Origin of the sequence: uncultured Peptoniphilus sp., from assembly GCF_946998875.1 — a bacterium.
In the GTDB taxonomy this organism is placed as follows: Bacteria; Bacillota; Clostridia; order Tissierellales; family Peptoniphilaceae; genus Peptoniphilus_A.
Genome location: NZ_CAMQAY010000017.1, coordinates 1 through 24,994 on the forward strand (window position 1 = coordinate 1; position 24,994 = coordinate 24,994).

The 24,994-nt window shown below is 36.1% G+C and carries 21 protein-coding genes; 19 read left to right on the plus strand and 2 right to left on the minus strand.

Translation table 11 applies throughout. The features are described from left to right. The 7 genes from Q0U74_RS05685 to Q0U74_RS05715 all read left to right on the plus strand — a co-directional run. Positions 1 to 162, plus strand: a 162-nt coding sequence (locus Q0U74_RS05685; protein ID WP_297393218.1) for an acyl-CoA dehydrogenase family protein, incomplete at its 5' end; no start/stop codon positions are given. An 18-nt stretch (positions 163 to 180) separates the two neighbouring features. Continuing rightward, on the plus strand, positions 181 to 978 hold the full coding sequence (locus Q0U74_RS05690; protein WP_297393175.1) for an electron transfer flavoprotein subunit beta/FixA family protein: 798 nt from the start codon (positions 181 to 183) through the stop codon (positions 976 to 978). A 13-nt stretch (positions 979 to 991) separates the two neighbouring features. Next, entirely contained in the window at positions 992 to 1,999 is a 1,008-nt protein-coding gene (locus Q0U74_RS05695; RefSeq protein ID WP_205052346.1) for an electron transfer flavoprotein subunit alpha/FixB family protein, read from the plus strand. Between the two features lie 268 nt (positions 2,000 to 2,267). Beyond that, positions 2,268 to 3,191 carry a branched-chain amino acid transaminase gene (locus tag Q0U74_RS05700; protein WP_297393179.1) on the plus strand — a complete coding sequence of 308 codons (924 nt, stop codon included), beginning with the start codon at positions 2,268 to 2,270 and terminating at the stop codon, positions 3,189 to 3,191. A 161-nt stretch (positions 3,192 to 3,352) separates the two neighbouring features. After that, a complete protein-coding gene (locus Q0U74_RS05705) occupies positions 3,353 to 4,495 on the plus strand; it encodes an FAD:protein FMN transferase (RefSeq protein WP_297393181.1) in 1,143 nt (380 codons plus the stop codon). Positions 4,496 to 4,503: 8 nt separating this feature from the next. Beyond that, complete coding sequence (locus Q0U74_RS05710) at positions 4,504 to 5,007, plus strand: hypothetical protein (protein ID WP_297393183.1); 504 nt, start codon at positions 4,504 to 4,506, stop codon at positions 5,005 to 5,007. A gap of 8 nt (positions 5,008 to 5,015) precedes the next feature. Further along, positions 5,016 to 5,522 carry a phosphatidylglycerophosphatase A gene (locus tag Q0U74_RS05715; RefSeq protein WP_297393184.1) on the plus strand — a complete coding sequence of 169 codons (507 nt, stop codon included), beginning with the start codon at positions 5,016 to 5,018 and terminating at the stop codon, positions 5,520 to 5,522. Here the strand turns inward: Q0U74_RS05715 and Q0U74_RS05720 are convergent, their stop codons facing one another. After that, positions 5,523 to 6,167, minus strand: a complete 645-nt coding sequence (locus tag Q0U74_RS05720; protein WP_297393186.1) for a Crp/Fnr family transcriptional regulator — start codon at positions 6,165 to 6,167, stop codon at positions 5,523 to 5,525. It abuts the gene before it with no gap. 119 nt (positions 6,168 to 6,286) lie between these two features. Between Q0U74_RS05720 and Q0U74_RS05725 the strand changes: the two genes are divergently transcribed. The 9 genes from Q0U74_RS05725 to Q0U74_RS05765 all read left to right on the plus strand — a co-directional run bounded on the left by Q0U74_RS05725 (position 6,287) and on the right by Q0U74_RS05765 (position 20,496). Beyond that, positions 6,287 to 6,559 (plus strand): NAD(P)H-dependent oxidoreductase subunit E, encoded by a 273-nt coding sequence (locus tag Q0U74_RS05725; protein ID WP_019108415.1) that lies wholly within the window; start codon positions 6,287 to 6,289, stop codon positions 6,557 to 6,559. A 9-nt stretch (positions 6,560 to 6,568) separates the two neighbouring features. Next, positions 6,569 to 8,074 (plus strand): 4Fe-4S dicluster domain-containing protein, encoded by a 1,506-nt coding sequence (locus Q0U74_RS05730; protein ID WP_297393189.1) that lies wholly within the window; start codon positions 6,569 to 6,571, stop codon positions 8,072 to 8,074. 134 nt (positions 8,075 to 8,208) lie between these two features. Next, positions 8,209 to 8,637 (plus strand): 50S ribosomal protein L13, encoded by a 429-nt coding sequence (gene rplM, locus Q0U74_RS05735; RefSeq protein ID WP_297393192.1) that lies wholly within the window; start codon positions 8,209 to 8,211, stop codon positions 8,635 to 8,637. 12 nt (positions 8,638 to 8,649) lie between these two features. Further along, positions 8,650 to 9,042 (plus strand): 30S ribosomal protein S9, encoded by a 393-nt coding sequence (rpsI, locus tag Q0U74_RS05740; protein ID WP_019108418.1) that lies wholly within the window; start codon positions 8,650 to 8,652, stop codon positions 9,040 to 9,042. Positions 9,043 to 9,458: 416 nt separating this feature from the next. Continuing rightward, complete coding sequence (locus Q0U74_RS05745; RefSeq protein WP_297393198.1) at positions 9,459 to 12,884, plus strand: pyruvate carboxylase; 3,426 nt, start codon at positions 9,459 to 9,461, stop codon at positions 12,882 to 12,884. Between the two features lie 309 nt (positions 12,885 to 13,193). Further along, positions 13,194 to 16,949 (plus strand): S-layer homology domain-containing protein, encoded by a 3,756-nt coding sequence (locus Q0U74_RS05750; RefSeq protein WP_297393200.1) that lies wholly within the window; start codon positions 13,194 to 13,196, stop codon positions 16,947 to 16,949. 324 nt (positions 16,950 to 17,273) lie between these two features. After that, entirely contained in the window at positions 17,274 to 17,585 is a 312-nt protein-coding gene (locus Q0U74_RS05755) for a PspC domain-containing protein (protein ID WP_297393202.1), read from the plus strand. Positions 17,586 to 17,729: 144 nt separating this feature from the next. Beyond that, a complete protein-coding gene (locus tag Q0U74_RS05760; protein ID WP_297393205.1) occupies positions 17,730 to 19,913 on the plus strand; it encodes an ATP-dependent RecD-like DNA helicase in 2,184 nt (727 codons plus the stop codon). Continuing rightward, the gene (locus Q0U74_RS05765; protein ID WP_297393207.1) at positions 19,894 to 20,496 is read left to right on the plus strand and encodes a ComF family protein; all 603 of its coding nucleotides are present in this window, start codon (positions 19,894 to 19,896) and stop codon (positions 20,494 to 20,496) included. Before Q0U74_RS05760 ends, Q0U74_RS05765 begins: the two co-directional genes overlap by 20 nt. Here Q0U74_RS05765 and Q0U74_RS05770 read toward each other — a convergent pair. Beyond that, complete coding sequence (locus Q0U74_RS05770; RefSeq protein ID WP_297393209.1) at positions 20,493 to 21,416, minus strand: YihY/virulence factor BrkB family protein; 924 nt, start codon at positions 21,414 to 21,416, stop codon at positions 20,493 to 20,495. The two genes, Q0U74_RS05765 and Q0U74_RS05770, sit on opposite strands and share 4 nt — an antisense overlap. Positions 21,417 to 21,498: 82 nt before the next feature. On the opposite strand from Q0U74_RS05770, the gene Q0U74_RS05775 reads away from it, so the two are divergent. From Q0U74_RS05775 to Q0U74_RS05785, 3 genes are all read left to right on the plus strand, one after another. Beyond that, positions 21,499 to 22,191, plus strand: a complete 693-nt coding sequence (locus Q0U74_RS05775; protein WP_297393211.1) for a response regulator transcription factor — start codon at positions 21,499 to 21,501, stop codon at positions 22,189 to 22,191. After that, positions 22,191 to 23,408, plus strand: coding sequence for a HAMP domain-containing sensor histidine kinase (locus Q0U74_RS05780; RefSeq protein ID WP_297393214.1), 1,218 nt, complete (start codon positions 22,191 to 22,193; stop codon positions 23,406 to 23,408). The genes Q0U74_RS05775 and Q0U74_RS05780 overlap by 1 nt, the downstream gene beginning before the upstream one ends. Before the next feature lie 124 nt (positions 23,409 to 23,532). Continuing rightward, the coding region (locus Q0U74_RS05785) for a glutamine synthetase III (RefSeq protein ID WP_297393216.1) at positions 23,533 to 24,994 on the plus strand (1,462 nt) is incomplete at its 3' end.

The following is a 24,994-nucleotide window of genomic DNA, read 5'->3' on the forward strand; positions in this document are numbered from 1 at the left end:
AGTGATATTACTAGAAGATGTCTACAATTATTCGGTGGATACGGATACACTCGTGACTATCCAATTGAAAGAATGATGAGAGACGCTAAGATCACTGAAATTTACGAAGGTACATCTGAAGTAATGAAGATGGTTGTATCTGGCTGGATGGGCGTTAAATAATCGGAAGGAGTATTATAGATGAATATAGTAGTATGTATTAAACAAGTACCTGATACTAATGAAGTTAGACTTGACCCTGTTACTAACACTCTTATTAGAGATGGTGTGCCAAGTATTATAAACCCTGATGATAAATCAGGTCTTGAAGTAGCACTTAGACTTAAAGATGAAAATCCAGATATCCATGTAACAGTTTTATCAATGGGACCTCCACAAGCTGAAGCTGCTCTTAGAGAAGCTCTTGCAATGGGAGCAGATGAAGGAATCTTAGTATCTGATAGGGCTTTTGGTGGTGCTGACACTTGGGCTACATCATGTACAATTACTGCAGCTCTTGAACACTTAGATTTTGATCTAATTGTATGTGGTAGACAAGCAATTGATGGTGATACAGCACAAGTTGGACCACAAATTGCTGAACACATTGGAGTTCCACAAGTTTCTTATGTTGAAGAACTTGAACTAGACAAAGATATGAAGGGTGTAACTGTTAAGAGACAATTCGAAGACAGATACCACACAATTAATGCTAAATTCCCATGCTTAATTACTGCAATTGCAGAATTAGCAGAACCTAGATATATGACAATTGGTAAAGTTTTTGACGCTTACCAAAAAGAAATCAAAGTTTGGGGTCTTGAAGATATTAAAGACAAACTTGATATGGCAAACATAGGACTTAAAGGATCACCTACAAAGGTTAAAAAATCTTTCCCTAAACAAGGTAAGGGCAAGGGCGTTCTTTTAACTGATCTTACTGCTGACGAAGCAGCTCAAGCTATCGTTGCTAAACTTCAAGAAAAGTATATTATCTAATTGGGGGTTTAAAATGAGTAAAGATGTATTTGTATTTGTAGAACAAAGAGACAATAAACTTGAAAAAGTTGGAATAGAACTTTTGGGAAAGGCAAGAGAACTTGCTGACGCTCTTGGACAAGATGTTGTAGCAATGTTACTTGGCGAAAAAGTTAAGGATCATGCACAAACTCTTATTAGACACGGAGCTGACAAAGTTCTTGTAGTTGAAGATGAAATGCTTAAAGAATATGTTACTGAACCATATGCTAAAGCAATCACTCAAATTATTAAAGAAAAAGATCCAGAAATCGTAATTTATGGTGCATCATCAATAGGTCGTGACCTTGCTCCAAGACTTGCAGCAAGAATTCACACAGGACTTACTGCTGACTGTACAAAACTAGAAATAGATGAAGAATCTAAAAACCTTATGATGACAAGACCTGCTTTTGGTGGTAACTTAATGGCTACTATCCTTTGTGAAGATTTCAGACCACAAATGGCAACAGTTAGACCTGGAGTTATGCAAGCACTTGATTCTGACGATTCAAGAAAGGGCGAAGTTGAAGAAATTAAAGTTGACTTCACTGACGCTGACATGAACGTTAAAATCGTAGATATTGCTAAACAAGAATCTCATAAGAAAGACATCACAGAAGCTAAGATTTTAGTATCTGGTGGACGTGGAATTGGTGGACCAGAAGGATTTAAACCTCTTCAAGAACTTGCTGACAAACTAGAAGCAGAAATTTCTGCATCAAGAGCGTCAGTAGATTCAGGTTGGATAACTAAGGATCACCAAGTAGGACAAACTGGTAAGACAGTTAGACCAGAACTTTACTTCGCAATGGGTATCTCTGGAGCAATCCAACACGTTGCAGGTATGGAAGATTCAGACCTTATCATAGCTGTTAATAAAGACCCTGAAGCAGCAATTTTTGAAATAGCTGACCTTGGTGTTGTTGGAGATATTAATGCAGTTGTTCCAAAATTAACTGAAGCAATTGAAAGAGAACAAAGAATTAAAGCTGAAATTTAATTTTAAATAAATTTTATTTAAAGAGGTTACAAGATTGTAGCCTCTTTTTTGTTGGAATTTTAATTTTTCATTTGATAAATTTTATATGGTAAGTTATAAGATTTAAAGGCGACACAAATAGATTAAATTAAAAATCTTATGCAAGCTAAAAAAGAAAGGACATGCCTTTAGTCTTAAAAAACTTAGATTTTCTAAGAAAAAGTGATAAAATTTAGGACAATAAATTGTTGAAGAGGAAAATTATAAGAAAAATTTTAGAGGGTGGATTATGGATAAATCTTATGTTTTTTACAATGGCGAAATAGTTGAAGAAGAAAAGGTGTCAGTTAGCATTAGGTCAAGAGTAGTAAATTATGGCTTAGGAGTTTTCGAAGGCATTCGTGCCTATTGGAGTGAGGAAGATGAAGAACTTTACGCCTTCAAACTCATAGAACACTACAAGAGATTTTTGCAATCAGCAAAGGTAGTGAACTTAAAGGTTGACTACACTGCAGAAGAACTCGCAGACTTTACTATTGAACTTTTGAGAAAAAATGGCTACAAAGAGACTACTTATATAAGACCACTTGCCTACAAGGATAATAAAACTGTTGGCGTTAGCATAGAAGGTCACGATGAAGATGTTGTGGCAATTTATTTGCAGCCCATGGGCAAGTATATGAAGCAAGAAGAATTTAGAGTTAAGGTTTCATCATGGGTGAGAATTGCAGACAATATGCTTCCACCAAGAACTAAGGCAACAGCAGGTTACCTAAACTCTGCCCTTGCATCACTAGAAGCAAAAAGAGCAGGCTACGATGAAGCAGTCCTATTAAATAGAAATGGCTATGTATGTGAAGGACCTGGCGAAAATATTTTTATTTACAAAAAGGGAAAATTAATCACTCCGCCAGCATCTGACGACATCCTTGAAGGCATCACAAGAGATATTGTAATGCAGCTTGCCAGAGAAGAACTTGGCATTGAATGCCTAGAAAAATCAATTGCAAGGACTGAGCTTTATAATGCAGATGAAGTTTTCTTCTCAGGAACAGCCATGGAAGTTGCTCCAGTAGTTGAAGTTGACGACATAAAAGTTGCTGATGGAAGGCCAGGGGAGCTTACAATGAAGTTAAAGGAACTTTTCCATGACTTGACTCATGGCAAGAAGGAAAAGTACAAGGATTCACTTAGACCAGTTTATGGCAAATAATTTTTATTTGATAAAAGGTAAAAATTTTATAGAATAAAAGAATAAGGTCGGCAGGAAAATCCTGTCGATTTTTATTTAAAAATTTTTAAAGGAAATAGCCTTAAACTTATTATTTATTGAAAAAGCCTAGCTTTAAATGGTATCATATAAAAGGTGATAATATGAAAAAAATAATACTTGCCCTAACTTTGGGAGGACTTTTAATCCTTTCTGCTTGCGGCGATGAAAATGTAAATAAAAATCCTAAGGTCAATGAAAATAAAAATGCCATTAAGGCAGAGGAAAAGCTGAGTGCAAAAGAAATTACAAGAGATGGAGAAAAAAGCGAAATCGAATTTTACGACACTTTTGACACAGTGGTTCACATTGCAATTTATTCTGATGATGAAAATTTTGCCAGTGAAAATTTGACTTATGCTAAGGAGAGGTTTGAAGAACTTCACAAACTCTTTGATAACTACAAAAACTATGATGGCTATGTAAATGTCAAGTCAATTAATGACGAAGCGGGCGTAAAGCCTGTTGTGGTAAATGACACTTTATTCGAGCTAATAAAGGATTCTATTGACTACAATAAAAACATTTCTCATAAGACAAATGTTGCCCTTGGACCTGTTACTAAACTTTGGAATGAATATAGGGAACTTTACGAAGCAGGAAAGACTAAAGAGGAAGTCATTAAAATAATGGGAGAAGCTCTACCAAGTGATGAAGAATTAGAAAAGCTTCGTCCTTTTACAAATATTGAAAATGTAAAATTAGATGAAGAGAAAAAATCTGTTGAAATAGATAGGGGAATGGTACTTGACTTGGGAGCAACTGCCAAGGGCTTTGCAACAGAACTTGTTGCAAGAGAGCTTGAAGAAAGAGGAGTTAAGTCCTCAGTAATTTCTGCTGGTGGCAATGTGAGAATAATTGGAAAGCCAGTAGACGGTCGCGACAATTTCAAAATTGGAATTCAAAATCCCGACCTTGAAAGCCAGGATCCAATCCTTGCTGCAGTAAATGTTGCTAACACATCTATAGTTACAAGTGGCGATTACCAAAGGTACTTCGATCTTGACGGCGTTAGATACTGCCACATAATCGACCCAGATACCTTAAAGCCTTCTGAAAACTTAAAGTCTGTTACAATTATTAAAGAGGACTCAGGCCTATGTGACTTTTTATCAACTGCTGCCTTTAATTCCACAGACGATGAGATAAATGCTCTTGCAGAGAAAACTGATTCTGCAATTATTTGGGTGGATAAGGACATGAACTTAAAATTATCAGGAAAAGCCCAAAATTTCTTGGATAAATAGGAGTGCAAATGAGAAATAATACTAGAGGATTAATTTTTCACATCTTAATAGTTTTTATAACCTTTGCCATTTCAGCTCTCATAAATTTAAGTACCAACATGAGAAATTTGGTTTATGGAAATATATTTTTTAAAGTTATTTTAGTTGCAGTTATAGTAGTTCTCTATTATAACTTTGGAAAAATGCTCTCAAAGAGAAATGCAAGGAGCCTTGATTTCTTTGCTGGCAATTTAATTTTTCTCATTGGCTTAATTTTATTTGCCCTCGGATTTTTGGGTTTGGGAAAAGAAATTTTTACTCGCTCAGTTGGTGGCTCTTACTGGAAATTTCCACTGGAATTCTTTTTGATGCCAGAGGTATATGCTTTAAAGGTTCTGGGTATAAATTATAACGGTCTAAGTCTTTTAGTTGCCACACTAATCCCTGGATTTATTTATGGCATTAGCATAAAAATTTCTAGAGCAAAAATCATAAAGAGAAATAGAGCGAAAACTAGAACTAGAAGAAAATAGGAGGATTTGTGAAAGATATACTTTATAAATACGATAGCCAGGAGCTTTATGAGCATACTGTTAAAAGATTACAGGATTTTGGCGTTGAGTTAATTGAAATTGCAAAGCTTGTTCAGGAGCTTCAAGGCGACTACATTAAAGACCTTGATTTAGAAAGATGCCTAGAAAGTGTTGAAAGCGTAATAAAAAAGAGGGAGTCAATTCACGCAATCTTAACAGGCCTTGCCCTTGACGACTTGGCAAATGAAGGCAAACTTCCTGAGCCAATTCAATCCATTATCCATGATGACGAAGGTCTCTATGGCATTGACGAGATTTTAACTCTTGGCATAGTCAATATGTATGGGACAATTGGTCTTACTAATTTTGGCTATCTTGACAAGAAAAAAATTGGCATAATCAAAGAACTTGATGAAAAGAAAAAAGTTGAGAGGGTAACTACTTTTGCAGATGACTTGGTGGCAGCAATTGCCGCAGCTGCATCTGCAAGAATAGCTCATCAAAATAGAAGATAATTATAGGATGCGGAAGGTCTTGTTGTGGTAATCAATGAGACCTTCTTTTTTTAGTTTTGAAAGTTCGCGAGAAAGGGAAGATCTATTTAAATTTAAAAATTGTGCCAACTCTGTAATGTTGAAGTCAAGGGTAAAATATTTTGAGCCTTTTTTTCTTGCTTCCTTAGACAAGTAGTACAAAATTTTTGCGCGAGCTGTGGGAAGGGTGAGAAGGTTTAATTTGTCTCGCATAAATAAATTTTTGCCAGCAAGGATTTTTATAAGGTTGTCCTTAACTTTTTCCTTTGACTTTAAATTTTCACCAAGAAAAGAATTGTAGTCGAAGAAAATTATTTCTGCCTCCCCACTTGTAACTACAGATAGGGGAATTTCCCTCAATCCACAAATTAAGACGGATTCAGCAAAAAGTGCTGGCGCAGTTAATTTTGAGAGAATAGTTTTGTTGCCAAAGTCATCGTCAACTTCAAGCTCTACTTGCCCCCTTAATAAAATTCCAAAATTATTTATGTCGTCGCCAACATTAAAGATTGTGGTCTTGTTTTTATAAACTTTTATGTCAGATAAAAAGTTTTTCACTTCTTCAAGCTCTAAGTCATTTAAATTGTTAAATAATTTTAAGTTTTTTAGCATCTTTGAAAGTTCCATATAACACCTCACCTATATTTTAACATTATTAATAATAATATTATAAAAAAACTATAATGATGATTGAAGAAGTAATTTTTAAATGTTAAACTATCAGTATAGAGTGAAGAGGAGGACATATGAAAGTTACTATTTGCATGGGTGCGAGATGCACTCTTATGGGAGCTAATGCTATTTACGACGCAGTAGAGTACTTACAAGATCATTTGTGCGGACCAGAGTCCGAACTTTGTTCTGCAGAAAATTTGGAAATTGAATTTGCACACTGTTTAAATTATTGCAAAATTCACAACAACGAAGCATCACCAGTTGTTATTGTAGACGATGAAATTATGCTAAAGGCTACGGCTCAAGAAGTAAGCGCGAAAATTATTGATAAATTGAGGATATAAGGGGAAAAGATGAAAGAAACTTATGGAACACTTGTCGACATAAGAAGAAAAGTTTTTGCCGAAGTAGCAAGAATTGCCTATAATGATTTAGATATTTCTGCCCTTGAGGAGTCCAGCTACAAGATTGTGCCTGGCGAAGTGGCGAGATATAGAAGTGATATCTTTAGAGAAAGGGCAGTTGTCGACGAAAGACTTAGACTAGCCATGGGGCTAGATGTTAGAGAGATTGGCGTATTTAAAAATGTAACTGACGGTTTTGACAGGGTAGACATAGACACCAACGCTTATGAAAAACCGCTAATAAATGTAATAAAATTTGGTTGCGAAGCTTGTCCAACTAAGGCTTATTATACAACTGACAATTGCAGAAAGTGCCTTGCCCATCCATGTATAAATGTATGCCCAGTAAATGCCATTTCCATGGGTAAAGACAGGACAATAATTGACAAGGACAAGTGCGTAAGATGTGGCAGATGTCACGATGCCTGTCCATATTCAGCAATTGTAAAATACGAAAGACCATGTGCAGCTGCTTGTGGTGTTAATGCCATTGGATCAGATGAATATGGAAGAGCAGATATTGACCACGACAAATGCGTTGCCTGTGGAAGATGTATTGCAGAATGTCCTTTTGGAGCAATATCAGATAAGACACAAATTTTCCAACTAATAAAGGCGATAAAATCTGGCAAAAAAGTTTATGGAGCCATTGCACCTTCCTACATAGGACAATTTGGTGCCAGTACAAATGCAAAACAAATTATAGAAGCGATAAAACAACTTGGCTTTGTAGATGTAATTGAAGTAGCCCTTGGAGCAGACTTAACAACTCTTCACGAAGCTAAGGAATATCTTGATAGAGTTCCTAGTGACATACCTTTCATGGGCACAAGCTGTTGCTTCTCTTGGACTCTTATGATTAGAAATGAGTTCCCAGAATTTTTCGGTCAAGTTTCTGACTCAGGCTCTCCAATGAGATACACTGCAAATCACATAAAGGAAAAGGACCCAGATGCAGTAGTTGTATTTATTGGACCTTGTACTTCAAAAAAACTAGAAGCCATTGACACAAAGGTAAAATCTGATGTTGATTTTGTAATAACCTTTGAAGAATTAATGGGCATGTTTGTAGCTAAGGACATTGAACCATCAGAAATAAAAGTAGAAGAAGATGTAGAAGACGGCTCAGCTCTTGGTAGAGGTTACCCGATTGCAGGTGGCGTTGCTGAATCTGTAAAAGTTGTGGCAGAAAAAATGGAGCCAGACAAGGACATCCACATTCAAGGTGCTCATACACTTTCTGAATGTATGAAGATGTTAAAAATTGCAAAGGCAGGTAAGCTTGACGGATACCTACTTGAAGGTATGGCTTGCCCTGGTGGCTGTATAGCAGGTGTAGGAACTATTGCATCTGTAAATAGAGTTAAGAAGCAAATAGAAAAATTCAAGAAGGAATCAATTTATCCTACTCCACTTGAAAATGTAAATATAGAAAAAGAAAGAGAAAGCATATAAAACACTTAAAAAAAGTGAAAATAAAATAAAAAAATTTCCCATAAATATTGACAAGAAAGGCAATTTAGTCTAAAATGTAGGTCATGTTTAAAAAGCCCCGGAATAATTTTTAAACTATTTAGGAGGAAAATTCATTGAAAAGCTATATGGCTAAAGCAAATGAAGTTGAAAGAAAATGGTATGTAATAGATGCTGAAGGCAAAGTCCTTGGTAGATTAGCATCTGAAATTGCAAGCGTATTAAGAGGAAAGAGAAAACCTATCTTTACACCACATGTGGACTGTGGAGATTTTGTCATTGTTATTAACGCTGACAAAGTTGTATTGACAGGCGATAAACTAAACCAAAAAATTCACGCATATCACACTGGATATCCAGGCGGAAGAAGAGAAGTTGTCTATGCTGAAATGATGGCAAAGAGACCTGAAAAAGTTATTGAATTAGCTGTTAAGGGTATGCTTCCAAAATCAAGACTAGGCAGACAAATGATTAAGAAACTAAAGGTTTATGCAGGAGCAGAACATCCACATGCTGCACAAGCACCTGAAGTTTATGAATTTTAATTGGAGGTAAGAATGGATACAATACAATACAGAGGTACTGGAAGAAGAAAAAAATCCATCGCTCAAGTTAGACTTCTACCTGGCAATGGAAAATTTACAGTTAATGGAAAAGATATCGAAGAATACTTTGATTATGAAACTCTAAGAACAGTTGCAAAGGAACCACTAGAACTTACTGATACAGAAGCATCTTTTGATGTAATCGTAAAAGTTGTTGGTGGCGGATACTCAGGACAAGCTGGAGCTGTTAGACACGGCGTAGCAAGAGCACTTCTTGAAGTTGATCCTGAATACAGATCAGTTCTTAAAAAAGCAGGTTTCTTAACAAGAGATCCGAGAATGAAGGAAAGAAAGAAATACGGTCTTAAAAAAGCAAGAAGATCTCCACAATTCTCAAAAAGATAATTATATATTATTTTTACAAGAGCCTTGGCAACAGGGCTCTATTATTTTGTCTAAAAAAGTTTGCGAATAAATTCCTGGTAGGTCAGAGGTAACCATCTGCCAAAGAGAAGAAGCGAAGCGAACTTCGATTCGTAGCAAATGTCTGCTCTTGCCTAAAAAAGTTTGCGAAGAAATTCCTGATAGGTCAGCGGCAACTATATGCCAAAGACAAGAAGGAGAGGGGACTTTGATTTTTAGCAGATGTCTGACCTTGACCTAACCCAATTTGTGAAGCAAGCTATAGTAAGTTAAATAAAAAAATTTTTATAATAATATAGCTTAATCTTAGAGACCCATTTTTGGGTCTATTTTTTTCTTACTTCTACACTTTACTTCATATTTGATGTATAATATGTAAAACTAAAAGGGAGGAAAACATGAAAAAGTTTAAGAGAATTTTAGTAGCAAATCGTGGCGAAATTGCCATTAGAATATTTAGAGCAGCTAGAGAATTGGGGATTCGCTCAGTTGCAATTTATTCTGAAGAAGATAGACTTGCTCTTTTTAGGACTAAGGCAGACGAGTCTTATCTAATTGGCGTGGGCAAATCGCCTCTTGATGCCTATCTTGATATTGACGAAATAATTAGCCTTGCAAAGAAAAAGGGCGTAGATGCAATTCATCCAGGCTATGGATTTTTGTCTGAAAATCCAGAATTTGCAAGAAAGTGTGAAGAAGAGGGAATAACTTTTATTGGTCCCAAGTCTGAAGTCATGGAAAAGCTTGGCGACAAAATAACTTCAAAGATTGTGGCAAAAGAAGCTGGTGTTGCCACTATTCCTGGCATAGAAAAGCCAATAAAAAATGAAGAAGAGGCTCTTTTATTTGCAAAATCTTGCGGCTATCCTGTAATGATTAAGGCTGCTGCTGGTGGTGGAGGCAGGGGAATGAGAATTGCCCAGAGTGAAGATGAACTTTTAGAAAAGTTTGAATCTGCAAAGAACGAAGCAAAAAAAGCCTTTGGCGATGATTCAATGTTCATTGAAAAATATCTTCACAAGCCAAAACACATAGAAGTGCAAATTTTAGGCGACGAGTATGGAAATATCGTTCATCTTTACGAAAGGGACTGCTCAATTCAAAGGCGTCATCAAAAGGTAATTGAATATACTCCGGCCTTTTCTCTTCCAAAGAAACTCAGGGAGGAAATTTGCCAAGATGCCCTAAAGATTGCAAGGTCCATTGGCTATTCTAATGCTGGTACTGTAGAATTTTTAGTTGACTCCAAGGGCGACCACTTCTTTATAGAAGTAAATCCTAGAGTGCAAGTGGAACACACTGTAACAGAAATGTGCACGGACATTGACATTGTGCAGTCACAAATTTTAATTGCTATGGGCTACAAACTTGACAGCGACGAAATTGGCATCAAGAGTCAAGATTCCATTGAGCACAGAGGTTTTTCTATTCAATGTCGTGTGACAACTGAAGATCCTCTAAATAATTTTATGCCTGACACTGGTCAAATTAATTTATATAGGTCATCTTCAGGCTTTGGTGTAAGGCTTGACGGTGGCAATGGCTTTACTGGAGCTGTCATCTCTCCTTATTACGACTCACTTCTTGTTAAGGTCATCACTGAAGCAAGGACTTGGAAGGACACAATTAGAAAGGCAAAGAGGTCTCTTTCTGAACTTAAGGTAGGCGGAGTAAAAACTAATATTGGATTTTTGTTAAATGTTTTAAATACAAAAGAATTTCAAGAGGGAACTTGCGACACTGGCTTTATAGAAGAACATCCAGAGTTATTTGAAATAAAATCATCTAAGGACAAAGAGTTAAGGCTAATGAAAATTATTGGCGAAAAAGTTGTCAACGACTCTAAGTCTTTGGAAAAGAATTTTGATGTGCCACAAGTGCCAGACTTTGAAAGGAAAAACTTTGAAGGTTACAAGCAAATTTTTGACAAGCTTGGATCAGAAGGCTTAAAGAAACATATTTTGGAAGAGAAAAAACTTCTCTTGACAGATACAACTATGCGTGACGCTCACCAATCTCTTATGGCTACAAGAATGAGGACTATTGACCTTGTTAAGATTGCTGAAGCTTTAAACTACAACATGGATAAGTTGTTCTCTGTGGAAATGTGGGGCGGCGCAACTTTTGATGTTGCCTACAGATTTTTGCACGAAGATCCCTGGGAAAGACTAAAAATTTTGCGTGAAAAAATGCCAAATATGCTTTTGCAAATGCTAATTCGCGGCAACAACACTGTTGGCTACAAAAATTATCCCGACAATGTTGTTGTAAAGTTCATCAAAGAGTCTTCAAAAAATGGAATTGATTTGTTTAGGGTCTTTGACTCCCTTAACTGGCTACCAGGCATGCAACTTTCCATTGACGAAGTTCTTAAAAATGGCAAGATTGCAGAGGCAACTATGTGCTACACTGGCGACATCCTAGACGAATATAGAGACAAGTATTCTATAAAATATTATGTGGACTTTGCCAAGGAACTTGAAAAGACAGGAGCCCACATCATTGGCATAAAGGATATGTCTGGACTACTAAAGCCTTATGCAGCTAAAAAGTTAATTAAAAACTTGAAGGAAGAAATTGGTCTTCCAATTCATCTTCACACTCACGACACTACAGGCAATGGCGTTGCAACAATTTTGCAGGCAACAGAAGCTGGAGTTGATATTGTTGATACAGCCGTAAACTCTATGAGTGGACTAACTTCACAACCTGCCCTAAATTCTGTTGTGGCTGCCCTTAAAAACACTGACAGGGACACAGAAATTGATCTCGATAAGGCTGAAGACATTTCAAAATATTGGGCAGCAGTAAGACCTGTCTATGCAAACTTTGAATCTGATTTAAAATCTGGAACTACAGAAATTTATAAGTATGAAATTCCTGGTGGACAATATTCAAACTTAAAGCCACAAGTAGAATCCTTTGGACTTGGACACAAGTTTAAGGAAGTAAAGGAAATGTATAAGAAAGTCAACGAAATGGTTGGCGACATAGTTAAGGTTACTCCTTCATCAAAAATGGTTGGCGACTTTGCAATTTTCATGGTGCAAAATGAACTTACTCCAGAAAATATTTTAGATAAGGGCAAAAATCTTGACTATCCAGATTCTGTTATGACTTACTTTAGAGGCATGATGGGTCAACCTTACGGAGGCTTCCCAAAGGATTTGCAAGATATGATTTTAAAGGGAGAAAAGCCTATTACAGTTAGACCTGGTGAACTTCTTCCTGATGAAGACTTTGATGCAATAAAAAAACATTTGGAAGAAAAGGGCATAAAGCCAAGTGAAGAGGACTTAATTTCCTCTGCCCTTTATCCAAAGGTTTTTGATGACTACATCGACTATATAAAAGAAAATGGAGAAGTTACAAGAATTGGCTCTGATGTATTTTTTCACGGACTAATGGAAGGTGAATCCACAGAAATTTCCATTGAAGAGGGAAAAACTTTAATCGTAAGCCTAATTGAGGTTGGGAAACTTTTGGAAAATGGCACAAGGAATCTAACTTTCGAAATAAATGGATCAAGAAGAACTATTAACATCAAGGACGAAACTGTTAAGAGCGGAGAAATTTCTAGTGAGGAAAAAATTTATGCAGATCCAAAAAATGAAAGGGAAGTTGGCTCTTCTATTCCAGGAAAGATTGTAAAAGTCCTTGTAAGTGAAGGCGATGAAGTCAAAAAAGGCGACAAATTATTTATAGCTGAGGCCATGAAGATGGAGACAAATATTGTGGCAAACATTGACGGAAAAGTTAAGGATATCTTTGTAAGAGAAGGCGACATGGTGGAAAGTGGCGAGCTACTTTTGTCCTTTGAATAAAAACTTTCATCTTGGGTAAAGTTTTTGTGAATAGTTTTTATTTTAAGTCAAAGGAAGTGTGAAATATAAAAAATAGAAACATCTCTAATGGCAAGATGGGTCTAAACGTGTGAGGAGAAATACATTAATTTATTGGATAATAATACTTTTGATAAAAATCCTATCATACTGTCTAAAATAGAGGCTAAAGGTCCATTAAAAACTTGAAAAATCTTGTTCTATTATATACAATGAAACTAATAAGAAGACATAAGTTAAGACAGCTTTGGATGAGTTAAACCTCAAAGAGAAAGGAAGTAAAAATGAAGTTTGAAATCAAGAAAAAAAATAATAAAGCCCTTGTGCATTTATACCTTGGCCTTCTCCATGCTACTACCAAGTGTAGCAAGTCTGGCAGACCTGGATATAAACCTAGGGGGCTATAGCGTAGTTTACGCGGCTGGTATAGAAGTACCTACAATTACAAAAGCATTTATTGGAACAAATACTATCTCTGGAGGAAATTTACACAGAGGTAAAATTAATGGCAAGAATGCAAGAGGAACAGTCCATGTAACATTAAAGGATAGTAGTGGGAATGAAAAAGCCACTGTTTCCGTTACACCGAAAAGTGGAACAACCTGGACAGTAAAGTTAACTGGTGGAGTTACAATTGCAGAAGGAGATACAGTTACAGCTTATCAAGAATTTGATGGACAAAACTCACCGTCGACAACTGCAAATGCGATGGACTCACTTGCTATACAAAATAAAGACAAGCTAAAAATGCCGACAGGCGAAATTTGGATAGAACAAACTTCATCCAACCAAGTTAATGATGACGAACAAGCAGAAGCTGTTCAAATGTTTAACAATGCAAATACTGCAATATCCGGTGATATTAAATCAGTTAAGTTTTCTATTGATACTGCTGAACATGCTTATTATGAAGTAACTTACACCGATGGTTCGACATCAGGCAAAATTGAAGCGCCGAATTTGAAGATAAAACAAGTTACAGAATATTCTAGAGGAGCTACTCTTGGCAGTATTACAATTGTAGACAATGTAATTAAGGGACAACTATCAGGAGAGGGACCTTTTGATGGTATAAAGGTTCAAATAGTCCTTAGCCTTAGCGATGCGGTCAAAGATACCTATTGTGATAAAGGGAAGTGTTTAACTGACAAAGACACATCTGACCCGGTAGATGCAACTGTAGATGGTAAAACAGGAGAATTCACATATACAATTCCAAACCCTGACTTAAAACTTGATCAAAAAGTTGGTGTTACAGTAAAAGAACCCCATAAATTCAAATCTTGTTCTCAAACTCCTGTAAAACCGGTAGTAGTAGGAAAAACAGAAGTTAAAGACCCTAGAAAATTAACTAAAGATGATAAAACAGCTATCGTTAATGCTATTAAAGAAGCATACAAAGCACCGGATGGCACATCTAAATTACCGAACGGAACTGGAGACTGGGATGGAGTACCGGCAGTTATACAAATTGATGACAGCGGAAATGTTAAGATATTTAGCGGTAATAATGTAGCAGGTACTTGGGACTGGGACAATGGCGGGATATTTGTTCCGGAAAAAAATGAAGATGGCTCAGTCAAGCTAACAGAAGGAGCTCAACCAAAAATAACAATCCAAGCCAAAGACCTTTTAAAAAATATCAAACCAGACGCACCAACGCTTGCGTTGAGTGAAGATAAGAAAAACATCACAATCACTCCAAATGAAAAAGATACAGATGCTCATATCATTACTGTTTCTTATAAAGATAAAGACGGTAAAGATCAAACAACTACAGCTACAAAAGCTGATGATGGAACTTGGTCTATTGCCGGTGAAGGTTCCGTTGATGCCAATGGCGTTGTAACGCTTCCTAAAGACAAGGTAAAAGGCGATACAACAGTAACAGCTACAGTAACAGATAAGGGTGGAATAGCAGATGACGATACAACACCACTTACATCAGATCCAGGAAAATTAACTGTAGAAGAAACAATAGCTGACAAAGTCGAAGCCCTTGGCGGTCTCGACCCAGTTGCTCTCAAAAAATGGGTAAAGGATACAGTTGATTGGAAGGAAGGCGTAAAAGCCAAAGACGATGCAAAAAAAGATGAAGTTAATAAACTTCTTGAAGGTGCAACTTTTACAGATGAAACTGAAACTAAAAGAAGCACAGATAAGTCCGGTGACTTTACAGGCAAGGTTAAAGTAAAATTTAGCGATGATTCTGAAATCATAGTAGAAAAACAAATGCTATACGTTAGCGACCTTGTTAGCCCATCTGATAAGGAAAACCTACCTAAAGATGCCATAGATGTTGAGTTAAAACTAGGCGAAGGTGTAAAAGCAGGTGAAAAAACAGGTAATAAGGAAACTCCTGTTACTGCTAAAACCTATAAAGTTAAACCGGGGACTGATTTATCTAAAGAAAAAGTCTCAAAAACTGAAAAAACATGCTTTGAAGATGTAGGAGCAACAGTAAAAGACGATACCTATGTTGACGTAGCATGGAAAGACAGTAAGGATGGAAAAGACTTCAAAGCTACTGCTGATAATAAAGTCTTCACAGCCGCAGCAACAAAAATTCAAGTAAGTATCACCTACGATGCCAACGGCGGCAGTGGTGAAATGGCAAAAGAAACCAAAGATAAAGGATCAGACTACACAGTACTACCAAATGCTTTCAAAGCCCCAGATGACACTCAAGAATTTGATACTTGGGAAGTAGATGGTCAAAGAGTAGCACCAGGAACATCAATCAAAGTTAAAGATAACACAGTAATAAAAGCTCTTTGGAAAAAGAGTCAAGTAAGTATCACCTACGATGCCAACGGCGGCAGTGGTGAAATGGCAAAAGAAACCAAAGACAAAGGATCAAAATACACTGTATTACCTAATGCTTTCAAAGCCCCAGACGACACCAAAGAATTTAAAGCTTGGGAAGTAGATGGCAAAGAAATAGCACCAGGAACTGAAATAACAGTTAATGGAGACACAGTAATAAAAGCTATTTGGAAAGGTGAAAAGGTAGATATAGAATTTAACCATGGCGAAGGCAGTGGTGAAATGACAAAAGAAGCCGTAACAAAAGGCAGTAAATACAAACTACCAGCTTCAACATTCACAGCTCCAGAAGGTAAAGAATTTAAAGGTTGGAAAATTGGAGAAACTGAATACGCACCAGGTGCTGAAATAACAGTTAAAGGTAATATAACTTTAGTGGCTCAATGGAAACCTATAGAAGAACCAGGAATAACACCAGTACCTAATCCAAATGAACCTGGTGAGGATGAATTCTACATTCCTGAATTTAGAATTCACAGGGAAGTTGTTCCTACAATAGAAGTTTACGCTGAAGTTCCTAAGACTGAAAAGGTTGAAAAGCTTGAAGAAGTTCCTGTAAGTCTAGAAACTCACAAGGCTTACATTGCAGGTTATGAAGATAATACTCTTAGGGCTGAAGGAAACATAACAAGGGCAGAGGCTGCTGCTATGGTTACAAGACTTGCTGGTCTTGACCTAAGCGACAATTCTATGCCAGCCTTTAAGGACATGCAAAAGAATGCTTGGTACTTCAGATACATTAACGCAGCTGTTAAGGCTAATATGCTTGACGCTGATAATGGAATGATGAGACCAAATGACAAGATCACTAGGGCAGAATTTGCCAAGATGTTAGCTGCTATTGATAAGGAAAATTCTTCTGTATCAAAGTTTGAGGACATCAAGGGTCATAGATACGAAAAAGAAATCAACAAGATTTACGGCAACAATAGGATTGAAGGTTATGAAGATGGAAGCTTTAGACCTGATGCAAATCTTACAAGAGCTGAATCAGCTGCCTTCTTAAACAGAATGTTTAACAGGATTGCTGATAAGGAAGCTTACGCTGGTCTTGAAGATAAGCTAGCTAAGTTCAAGGATTTTGATTCTAGCAAGTGGTACTATGATGAAATGGTAGAAGCTACTAACTCACACGAACTTACTCGTAGGGGAAAAGCCAGCGACAAGTACGGAAGAGTTTATGAAAAGTGGACAAGAATCCTAGGTAGCGATGTAAGATAAATAATATTTTTTCAAGAGACTCCGAGAGGGGTCTCTTATATTATCTGGAGTTTTTTATAAATTGATGATTTGTAGCTGGCAGATAATTTTTAGAAATCGAGGCTTCTTTCCACTTTATCTATGGAAAATCATTGCCCCTGACCCATCATCAATTTTCTTTGAAAAATAGTTAGATAAAAAGTATGTTTTACACTTAACTAAAAACTTGTAAGAGAAGGCGACATGGTGGAAAGTGGCGAGCTACTTTTGTCCTTTGAATAAAAACTTTCATATTGGGTAAAGTTTTTGTAAATAGATTTTATTTTAAGTCAAAGGAAGTGTGAAATGAAGAAACTTTATAGGTCGCGAAAGGATAGAATTTTCGCAGGCGTTTGTGGTGGCATAGCTGAATATTTTGGCATTGACTCTACAATTGTTAGATTAATTACTTTTTTATTAATCGTGCCTGGTGGACTTAGCATTTGGGTTTACATTGCTCTTGCAATTATCATCCCATCTGAGCCCTATGGCAATAGGATAGATGAAAGCTACGGCGAAAGGTTTAAGGAGCCTCATGAAAAAGTAAAAGACTACGAAGAAAATTACCGAGATATTTATGAAGAACAAAAGAAAAAATCTGATGAAGATTTTTATTGAGAAGGGGTCCAGGAGGACCTCTTTTTAATGGAAAAAATTTTTAAGAAGTTTATAAAATTTTTGAGAATCCTAGAAAATCTTAGCCTAAATTATTTTCTGTATTTAATTCTAATTTATTGATACAATAAAGGCGAGGTGTTGTAATTGATTACTCTTGAAGGAATTGTGGAGAGAATTATTTTTAGAAATGAAGAAAATGGATACACTGTTGCAAGGATAACTTCCACTGATGGCGACCTTGTCATAGTGGGTTCTGCTACAATTTTTAAGACAAATTTAAAATATAAATTCACAGGAGATTTTACATATCACAATAAATACGGCGAGCAGTTTGCCTTTGTTGACATGGAAGAAGTCATGCCCGAGGGAGAAGCTGCCATTATCTCCTACCTTTCAAGTGCAAATATACCTCATGTTGGCGAAAAAATGGCAGAGCGAATTGTAAATAAATTTAAGGCTGAAACTCTTGATGTAATAGAAAAAAATCCAGAGAAGCTTTTGTCTGTGGAAGGCATTGGCAAGAAAAAGTATAGGGACATTAAGGAAGCTCTGGACAAACAATATGCCATGAGAAAAATTTTCTTATATTTTTCCAAATACAACCTGCCAGCCTCTGTGATTTTAAAAATTTACAAGGAATATGGCGACGACTCCATAGAGATTGTAAGGAGAAATCCCTACGATTTAATTGGCAGTGTTAAAGGCCTTGGTTTTAAGAAGGCTGATGAGATTGCAGAGAGCCTTGGCATAGAAAGGGATTCTGACTTTAGAAAAATTGCAGGCTTAAAGTACGCCCTCATGCTTGCCAATAGAGATGGGCACACCTATCTTCCCCTAGAAAAATTAGTTAGGGCATCGGAAAAAATTCTGGGCTTAAATTTTGAAGATAGAGATGACCTTGCAAGGACCCTAAGTCTTGAGAAAAACTTTTTTGTGGAAAGAGATGGCGAAAACTACAACTGCTATATTGCAAGATACCTGGCTGCAGAAAATTATGTGGCAGGAAAATTAAATGATTTAAATATTTCCTTTAAGGAAGAAATTGACATAGACAAAAAAATTTCTGATACAGAAAAGTTTAGGAAGGTTGAGCTTTCAAAGACTCAGAGAAGGGCTGTGAAAGAGGCAATAAATAGGGGAGCTTTTGTCATAACTGGTGGACCTGGTACGGGAAAGACTACCACCCTAAAGGTCTTAATCGACATCTTTGAGTCCATGAATAAAGTCATAAAGCTTGCTGCTCCTACAGGCAGGGCTGCCAAGAGGATGAAAGAGCAAACTGGTCGTGATGCCTTTACCATTCACAAACTCCTTGAAATTGGTTTTGCAGGAGACATGGGCTTTTCAAATATTGAAGAGCTTGAATGCGATGTTTTGATCTTAGATGAAGTGTCCATGGTAGACATCCTTCTCATGGAAACACTTTTAAAGTCCATTGAAAGTCCAACTAGACTTATTTTAGTTGGCGACAAGGACCAATTGCCATCTGTTGGAGCTGGAAATGTCCTTTCTGATATTTTAAAGTCAGGTGTAATAGAATCTGTGAACTTGGAAGAAATTTTCAGGCAGTCTGAGGAGTCCATGATTGTAAAAAATGCTCACTTAATCAATAAGGGCGAGATGCCAATTTTAAATGTTGGCGACTTCTTTATGATTGCTGAAAGAGGAGAGGTTAAGGGCCTTGAAATTATTAAGGATTTAGTAAAGACTAGACTTCCAAATTATTTTAATGTAAGTGAAAGTGAAGTCCAGGTTTTGACGCCAACTAAAAAGGGAAATCACGGCACTCTTAATCTCAATAAAATTCTCCAAGAACACTTAAATAAAAATGAGGAGTGTCTTGAAGTCCTAGGCAAAAAATTTAAGCTTGGCGACAGAGTTCTTCAGACAAAAAATAATTATGAGCTTGAATCAAAGGTTGAAAATGAATTTTATGAAGACAGACAAAAGGGAGTCTTCAATGGGGACTTGGGTTACATTTCAAAAATTGACAAGGAAAATAAAAAGCTGACAGTGGTCTTTGACGATGTAAGAAGCGTGGAATATTCAACTGATAACTTAGACGAGCTGGCACTTGCCTATGCCATGACTATCCACAAGTCTCAGGGCAGTGAATTTCCTGTAGTTGTAATTCCCCTTTACCGGGCGGCGCCAATGCTACTTACGAGAAATTTAATTTACACAGCCATAACTCGTGCATCAAAGGCAGTGGTTCTTCTTGGCCAAAGTGAGTACCTTGTTAAGATGATTGAAAATAATAAAACTGTAAAGAGATATTCTAACTTGGCAGAAAAATTGAGGAAGCAAAATGAAGTTAATGGAAAATAATTGTCCTGTTTGCGGAAAAATTGTAAAAAATTATGGACTTTGCCCTGCTTGCTATGAGCTTGTCAATAAAAATCCCACCTTTTACTATGACATAGAGGGTCTTGACGATTTAATGGTCTCTTCAACTTATGCTGGCATAATGAGAAGGCTAATAATAGACTTTAAGTTCAAGGGCAAGCTCTCCTATGGAGAAATTATTTCTGAAATTATGATAGAAAAACTTTTGGAGAGAAATTTATCTGAAGCAGTTTTGACTTTTGTCCCCATGCACCCTCGCCGAGAGAGGGAAAGAGGTTACAATCAATCAAAAATTTTATCAGAGACCATAGGAAAGAAACTTGATTTAAGGTGCCAAGAAGTCTTTGAGAAAGTTAAGGACACAAAATTTCAAGTAGGGTTAAAAAAAGACCAGCGTCAAGAAAATTTAAAAAATGCCTTTGCTGTAAAAAAGACTCCAGAGGAAATAATAATTGTAGACGATGTAATAACTACGGGCACAACTATTTCTGAACTTGTAAAAGTTGCCAAGGCTGCAGGCATAAAAAAAGTGACTGCACTTATTGCAGCCACAGAAATTGCTTAGTTATCAAAATTTTTAAAAATGGAATCATGTCTTGGCCAAATATTTAAAGACTTAAAGTTTTTCATAGAGTAGAGAGTTGCATTTATCTCTGCACCAATTAAAATTATTGTTGAAAGTAAATAAAGCCAAATTAAAAAAACTATAATACCTCCAAGAGAGCCATAGGTGATGGAATATTTGCCAAAGTTTGATACATAAAATCCAAAGACTAGGGAAACTATTATGACGCCAAAAGTGGAAAAAATTGCACCAGGAAGGACTCCTCTAAAAGTTACCATGTTTTCTCTACTTCTTGAAGGAGAAAATTTATAGAGTAATATAAAGGTAACTAGCATATAAATAAGAGGGATTATATTTTTTGCTATACGCCATATCATTTCAAGAAATTCATTGTCTATGTCCAAGTGTTTTATGACCGTTACATAAATTATTTGACCAAAGATTTGCGTTAGTATTAGCATAAAAAACATGGTGATAAGTGAAAGAGTGAAGAAGAGGGCAATGAGCCTTAGCTTTATAAAGCCTCTCTTTTCATCAAAGCCATAGGATGAATTTATAATTTTTATTAGTTTAAAAACTGCAGTCGATGCAGTGAAAAGACCTGCCACAAAGGAAATTGTGAAAAAAGATCCTGAAGATGAACTTTGAAGCTCTCTCAAAAAATCTGTGACAATGCTTTGGATTTCACTTGGAAGCACATCTAAAAGTGAAAAAATATATTCTGGCTCTAAAATTCCTGAAAAATTAATTGCATTTATTAATGAAATTAAAAAGGGAAAAATTGATAGAACTAAAAAATATGTTAGACTTCCTCCATAGGAGAGAGTGTCGTGATTTAATATTCTATATATTAATTTGTCAAAAAAAGTAAAGGCTTTTTTGTCCTTTGATTTATCTATAAAATTATTTAAAAATTTCATTGAACACCTCTTGTGTATTATATATTAAATTTTATGTTATAACAATTCGTTACATGATAAAATAGAGTAAAGGATGATGATTATGGATTACAATATATTGGTTTGCGACGACGAGAGAGATATCTTAGACGCAATAGAAATTTATTTAAAGGCAGAAGGCTACAGCGTTTTTACTGCAGAAGACGGTGCATCTGCTCTTGAAATATTAAAAAATAAGGAAATACATCTTGCAATCATAGACATTATGATGCCTGTTATGGATGGCATAACTCTAATTATGAAAATGCGCGAAGTTACAAATATTCCAATCATTGTGCTTTCTGCAAAGAGTGAAGTTACAGATAAAATTGTGGGCTTAAATGTGGGGGCAGATGATTACATAACAAAACCCTTTAATGCAGTGGAATTAACTGCAAGGGTAAACTCTCTTATAAGGAGGTATTTTTCCCTTGGGGCATCAGAAATTAAAAAGGGCGACATAAAAATTGGGAGAGTGAGCATTTCTGATGAGTCAAAGGAAGTTAGAGTTGAGGGAGAAGTGGTAAGCCTTACTCCCTATGAATACAAAATTTTGTATCTTCTCTTAAAAAATCCTGGCAGAGTTTTTTCTTCCAATGAAATTTATGAAAGAGTTTGGGAAGACGAGGCAATTGATGTGAGAAAAATTATTTCTGTGCACATTTCTCATCTTCGCGACAAGGTGGAAATCAATCCAAGAAAACCTGATTTAATAAAATCTGTTTATGGGATGGGATATAAAATTGAGGCAAAATAATGCTTTCTGATATAAAAGATTATTTTAAAGAAATTTTTATAAATCTTTCAGATAAAATGTTTGTGGAAAATATTTTTGCCTCCTGCGTAATTATTTTTGAGCTCTTTAACATTAACAAACACTTTATCCTTGCTTGGATAGTTACTCTTCTACTTGTGCTTTTAAAAATCAAAAGGAAAAAATTATTGGACACAGTTTTTACCTACAACCTATTTAAGTACAGACACTTTAAAAATTTCAGGCTCTTTGGAACTTTAAATGTGACCCTATTTATTTTATACATCTTATTTTACAGCCTACTTACTAAGGGCATAGTCCTTTTAAATGTCCTTCTCTTTATGATACTTCGTGCAGTCTTTATTGTTGAAGTTCAGTTTGCACAAAACACCCTATCCATTGAGCTAGTTGAGTCCATACTTTATGGCTACGACTTTGCCATTCCAGAGCCCTTTGAAAATGAGTACCTGGAAAAAATCACAGTGCTTATGGAAGACTTTAAGAAGCGTGACAGAAAGAGACTGGAAGAAAACTTTAGGTCAGAAAAATTAAAGGTTGAGCTAATTACAAATATTTCCCACGACCTAAAGACTCCACTAACTTCAATAATTAATTACGCCGACCTCTTGTCAAAGAAAGATGAATTTGACGATGAGGCAAAAAAATTTATAGGTATTTTAAAGAGAAATTCCACAAGGCTAAGGGACTTAATAGTGGACCTAGTTTTTGCATCAAAGACTAGCACCAGAGACATTTCCGTAGAGAGGTCCTTAGTTGAATTAAATGAAATGATTTTACAAATTTATGGCGACTACGATTCTCTTTTTAAGCAAAAGGACTTGGATTTTCTCTACAACTCAACTAGTGATGAAATTTTAATTTACACAGATGTAAATCTCTTTGTGAGAATCGTGGAAAATCTTCTTTCCAATGCGGCTAAACACTCAAGAGCTGGCACAAAGGTCCTTGCAGGTGTAATTGAAAGGCAGACATCTGTTGAATTTTATGTAAAAAATATTATGAATGAAAAATTAAATATGAATAGTGATGAACTCTTTGAAGAACTTTTAAAGGCAGACAGGTCCAGACACTCTGAAGGTTCAGGACTTGGTCTTAACATTGTAAAAAATCTTTCAGAAATTCTTGGCGGCGATGTAAAAATTTCCATTCACGGTCAGTGGTTTGATGTCCATGTATTGCTTTCAAAGGATTCAGAGTGATTATATTTTATTGACAAGAAATAGAATTTGAAATAAAATAAAAAGAAACCACAGGTTTTTCATAATGGCAATTTTAATTAATTGCCATTTTTTTATTTTTCAAAAACTTTATGGGGGGAAACTTATGATCGAGGAATTCGGAATAAAAAGTTTTAATAAGAAAAAGATGAAGGAAGCACTTCCTTATCCAATTTATTTAAAGTGGAAGGATGCCCTAAGAAATGAAAAGGACTTGGACAGAGAGACTGCCGATGCCATTGCCCATGCCATGAAGGATTGGGCCCTAAGTAATGGTGCCACTCACTTTGCTCACTGGTTCTTGCCACTAAGCGGTCACACTGCAAAAAAACACGAAGCCTTTATTTCAAGGACTTCTGATGGTGAACCAATAAATAGATTTTCTGGCAAGGAACTTGTAAAGGGCGAGCCAGATGCCTCATCTTTTCCAAGTGGTGGCATGAGGTCTACTTTTGAAGCTAGAGGCTACACTTACTGGGACCTTACAGCAAATTCTTTTATCATTGGAAATGTACTTTATATCCCCACTATTTTTATGTCTTACAAGGGTGAAAAGCTTGACAAGAGAGGACCCCTCATTGATTCTACAAAAATTTTAAGTGCTGAGGGCGTAAAAATTGTAAATCTATTTAAGAAGGATGAATATGCCTACAGGATGAGGGTAAAGGTTGGTCTTGAACAAGAATTTTTCTTAGTTGACAAGGAAATTTATAAGAAGAGAAGCGACCTTAAAAACATTGGAAGAACTATAGTTGGAGCTCCCTCTCCAAAGGGACAAGAGTTGTCTGACCACTATTTTGGTCAAATTCCTGCAAGAGTTGAAAAATTTTATAAGGATGTTGACGAAAAACTTTACCAACTTGGAATTTATTCTGAAGCTGAGCACAATGAAGTTGCCCCAAATCAATTTGAAATGGCAATTTTATTTGAAAATGTAAATGTGGCAATTGACGACAACCAACTTCTCATGAACATCCTAAAGGAAACTGCCCTAGAAAATGATTTGGTCTGCCTCTTCCACGAAAAGCCCTTTGCAACAGTAAATGGTTCTGGCAAGCACAACAATTATTCCATAGTCACAAATTATGGACTAAATGTTTTTGATCCAGGAGACGACCCCTACAAAAACGACATATTTTTATTATTTGTGGCATCTCTAATTGAAGCTACAGACAAGTATCAAAGCCTCTTAAGAGTTAGCGCCTCTTCAACTTCAAATGACTTTAGACTTGGAGCAGACGAAGCGCCACCAGCTATAGTTTCCCTATTTTTGGGAAGTGACTTAGAGGAACTCTTTAGAGATATAAAAGAAGAAGTAGAATATAAAAAGGAAGACGATAATACCTTTAGAGGCTACAACCTTTTAAGTGTGCCGAAGGATTCTAGCGACAGAAATAGAACGGCAGCTGTTGCCTTTACGGGAAATAAATTTGAATTTAGGATGCTTGGCTCATCAAAGACTGGCTCTGATTTAAATATTGCACTTAACTGTGCCATGACAGATTCTCTTTCAAGGATTTATGAAAGACTTGAGCCCTATAAAGATGATTACAAGAAATTAAGAAGAG

Coding starts and splice junctions, on each gene's coding strand:
- Q0U74_RS05720 (WP_297393186.1), bottom strand. CDS start 6,167: ATGGAACTTTCAAAGATGCTAAAAAACTTAAAATTATTTAACAATTTA.
- Q0U74_RS05780 (WP_297393214.1), top strand. CDS start 22,191: ATGCTTTCTGATATAAAAGATTATTTTAAAGAAATTTTTATAAATCTT.
- Q0U74_RS05690 (WP_297393175.1), top strand. CDS start 181: ATGAATATAGTAGTATGTATTAAACAAGTACCTGATACTAATGAAGTT.
- Q0U74_RS05730 (WP_297393189.1), top strand. CDS start 6,569: ATGAAAGAAACTTATGGAACACTTGTCGACATAAGAAGAAAAGTTTTT.
- Q0U74_RS05745 (WP_297393198.1), top strand. CDS start 9,459: ATGAAAAAGTTTAAGAGAATTTTAGTAGCAAATCGTGGCGAAATTGCC.
- Q0U74_RS05765 (WP_297393207.1), top strand. CDS start 19,894: ATGAAGTTAATGGAAAATAATTGTCCTGTTTGCGGAAAAATTGTAAAA.
- Q0U74_RS05710 (WP_297393183.1), top strand. CDS start 4,504: ATGAGAAATAATACTAGAGGATTAATTTTTCACATCTTAATAGTTTTT.
- Q0U74_RS05770 (WP_297393209.1), bottom strand. CDS start 21,416: ATGAAATTTTTAAATAATTTTATAGATAAATCAAAGGACAAAAAAGCC.
- rpsI (WP_019108418.1), top strand. CDS start 8,650: ATGGATACAATACAATACAGAGGTACTGGAAGAAGAAAAAAATCCATC.
- Q0U74_RS05775 (WP_297393211.1), top strand. CDS start 21,499: ATGGATTACAATATATTGGTTTGCGACGACGAGAGAGATATCTTAGAC.
- Q0U74_RS05695 (WP_205052346.1), top strand. CDS start 992: ATGAGTAAAGATGTATTTGTATTTGTAGAACAAAGAGACAATAAACTT.
- Q0U74_RS05755 (WP_297393202.1), top strand. CDS start 17,274: ATGAAGAAACTTTATAGGTCGCGAAAGGATAGAATTTTCGCAGGCGTT.
- Q0U74_RS05725 (WP_019108415.1), top strand. CDS start 6,287: ATGAAAGTTACTATTTGCATGGGTGCGAGATGCACTCTTATGGGAGCT.
- Q0U74_RS05700 (WP_297393179.1), top strand. CDS start 2,268: ATGGATAAATCTTATGTTTTTTACAATGGCGAAATAGTTGAAGAAGAA.
- Q0U74_RS05705 (WP_297393181.1), top strand. CDS start 3,353: ATGAAAAAAATAATACTTGCCCTAACTTTGGGAGGACTTTTAATCCTT.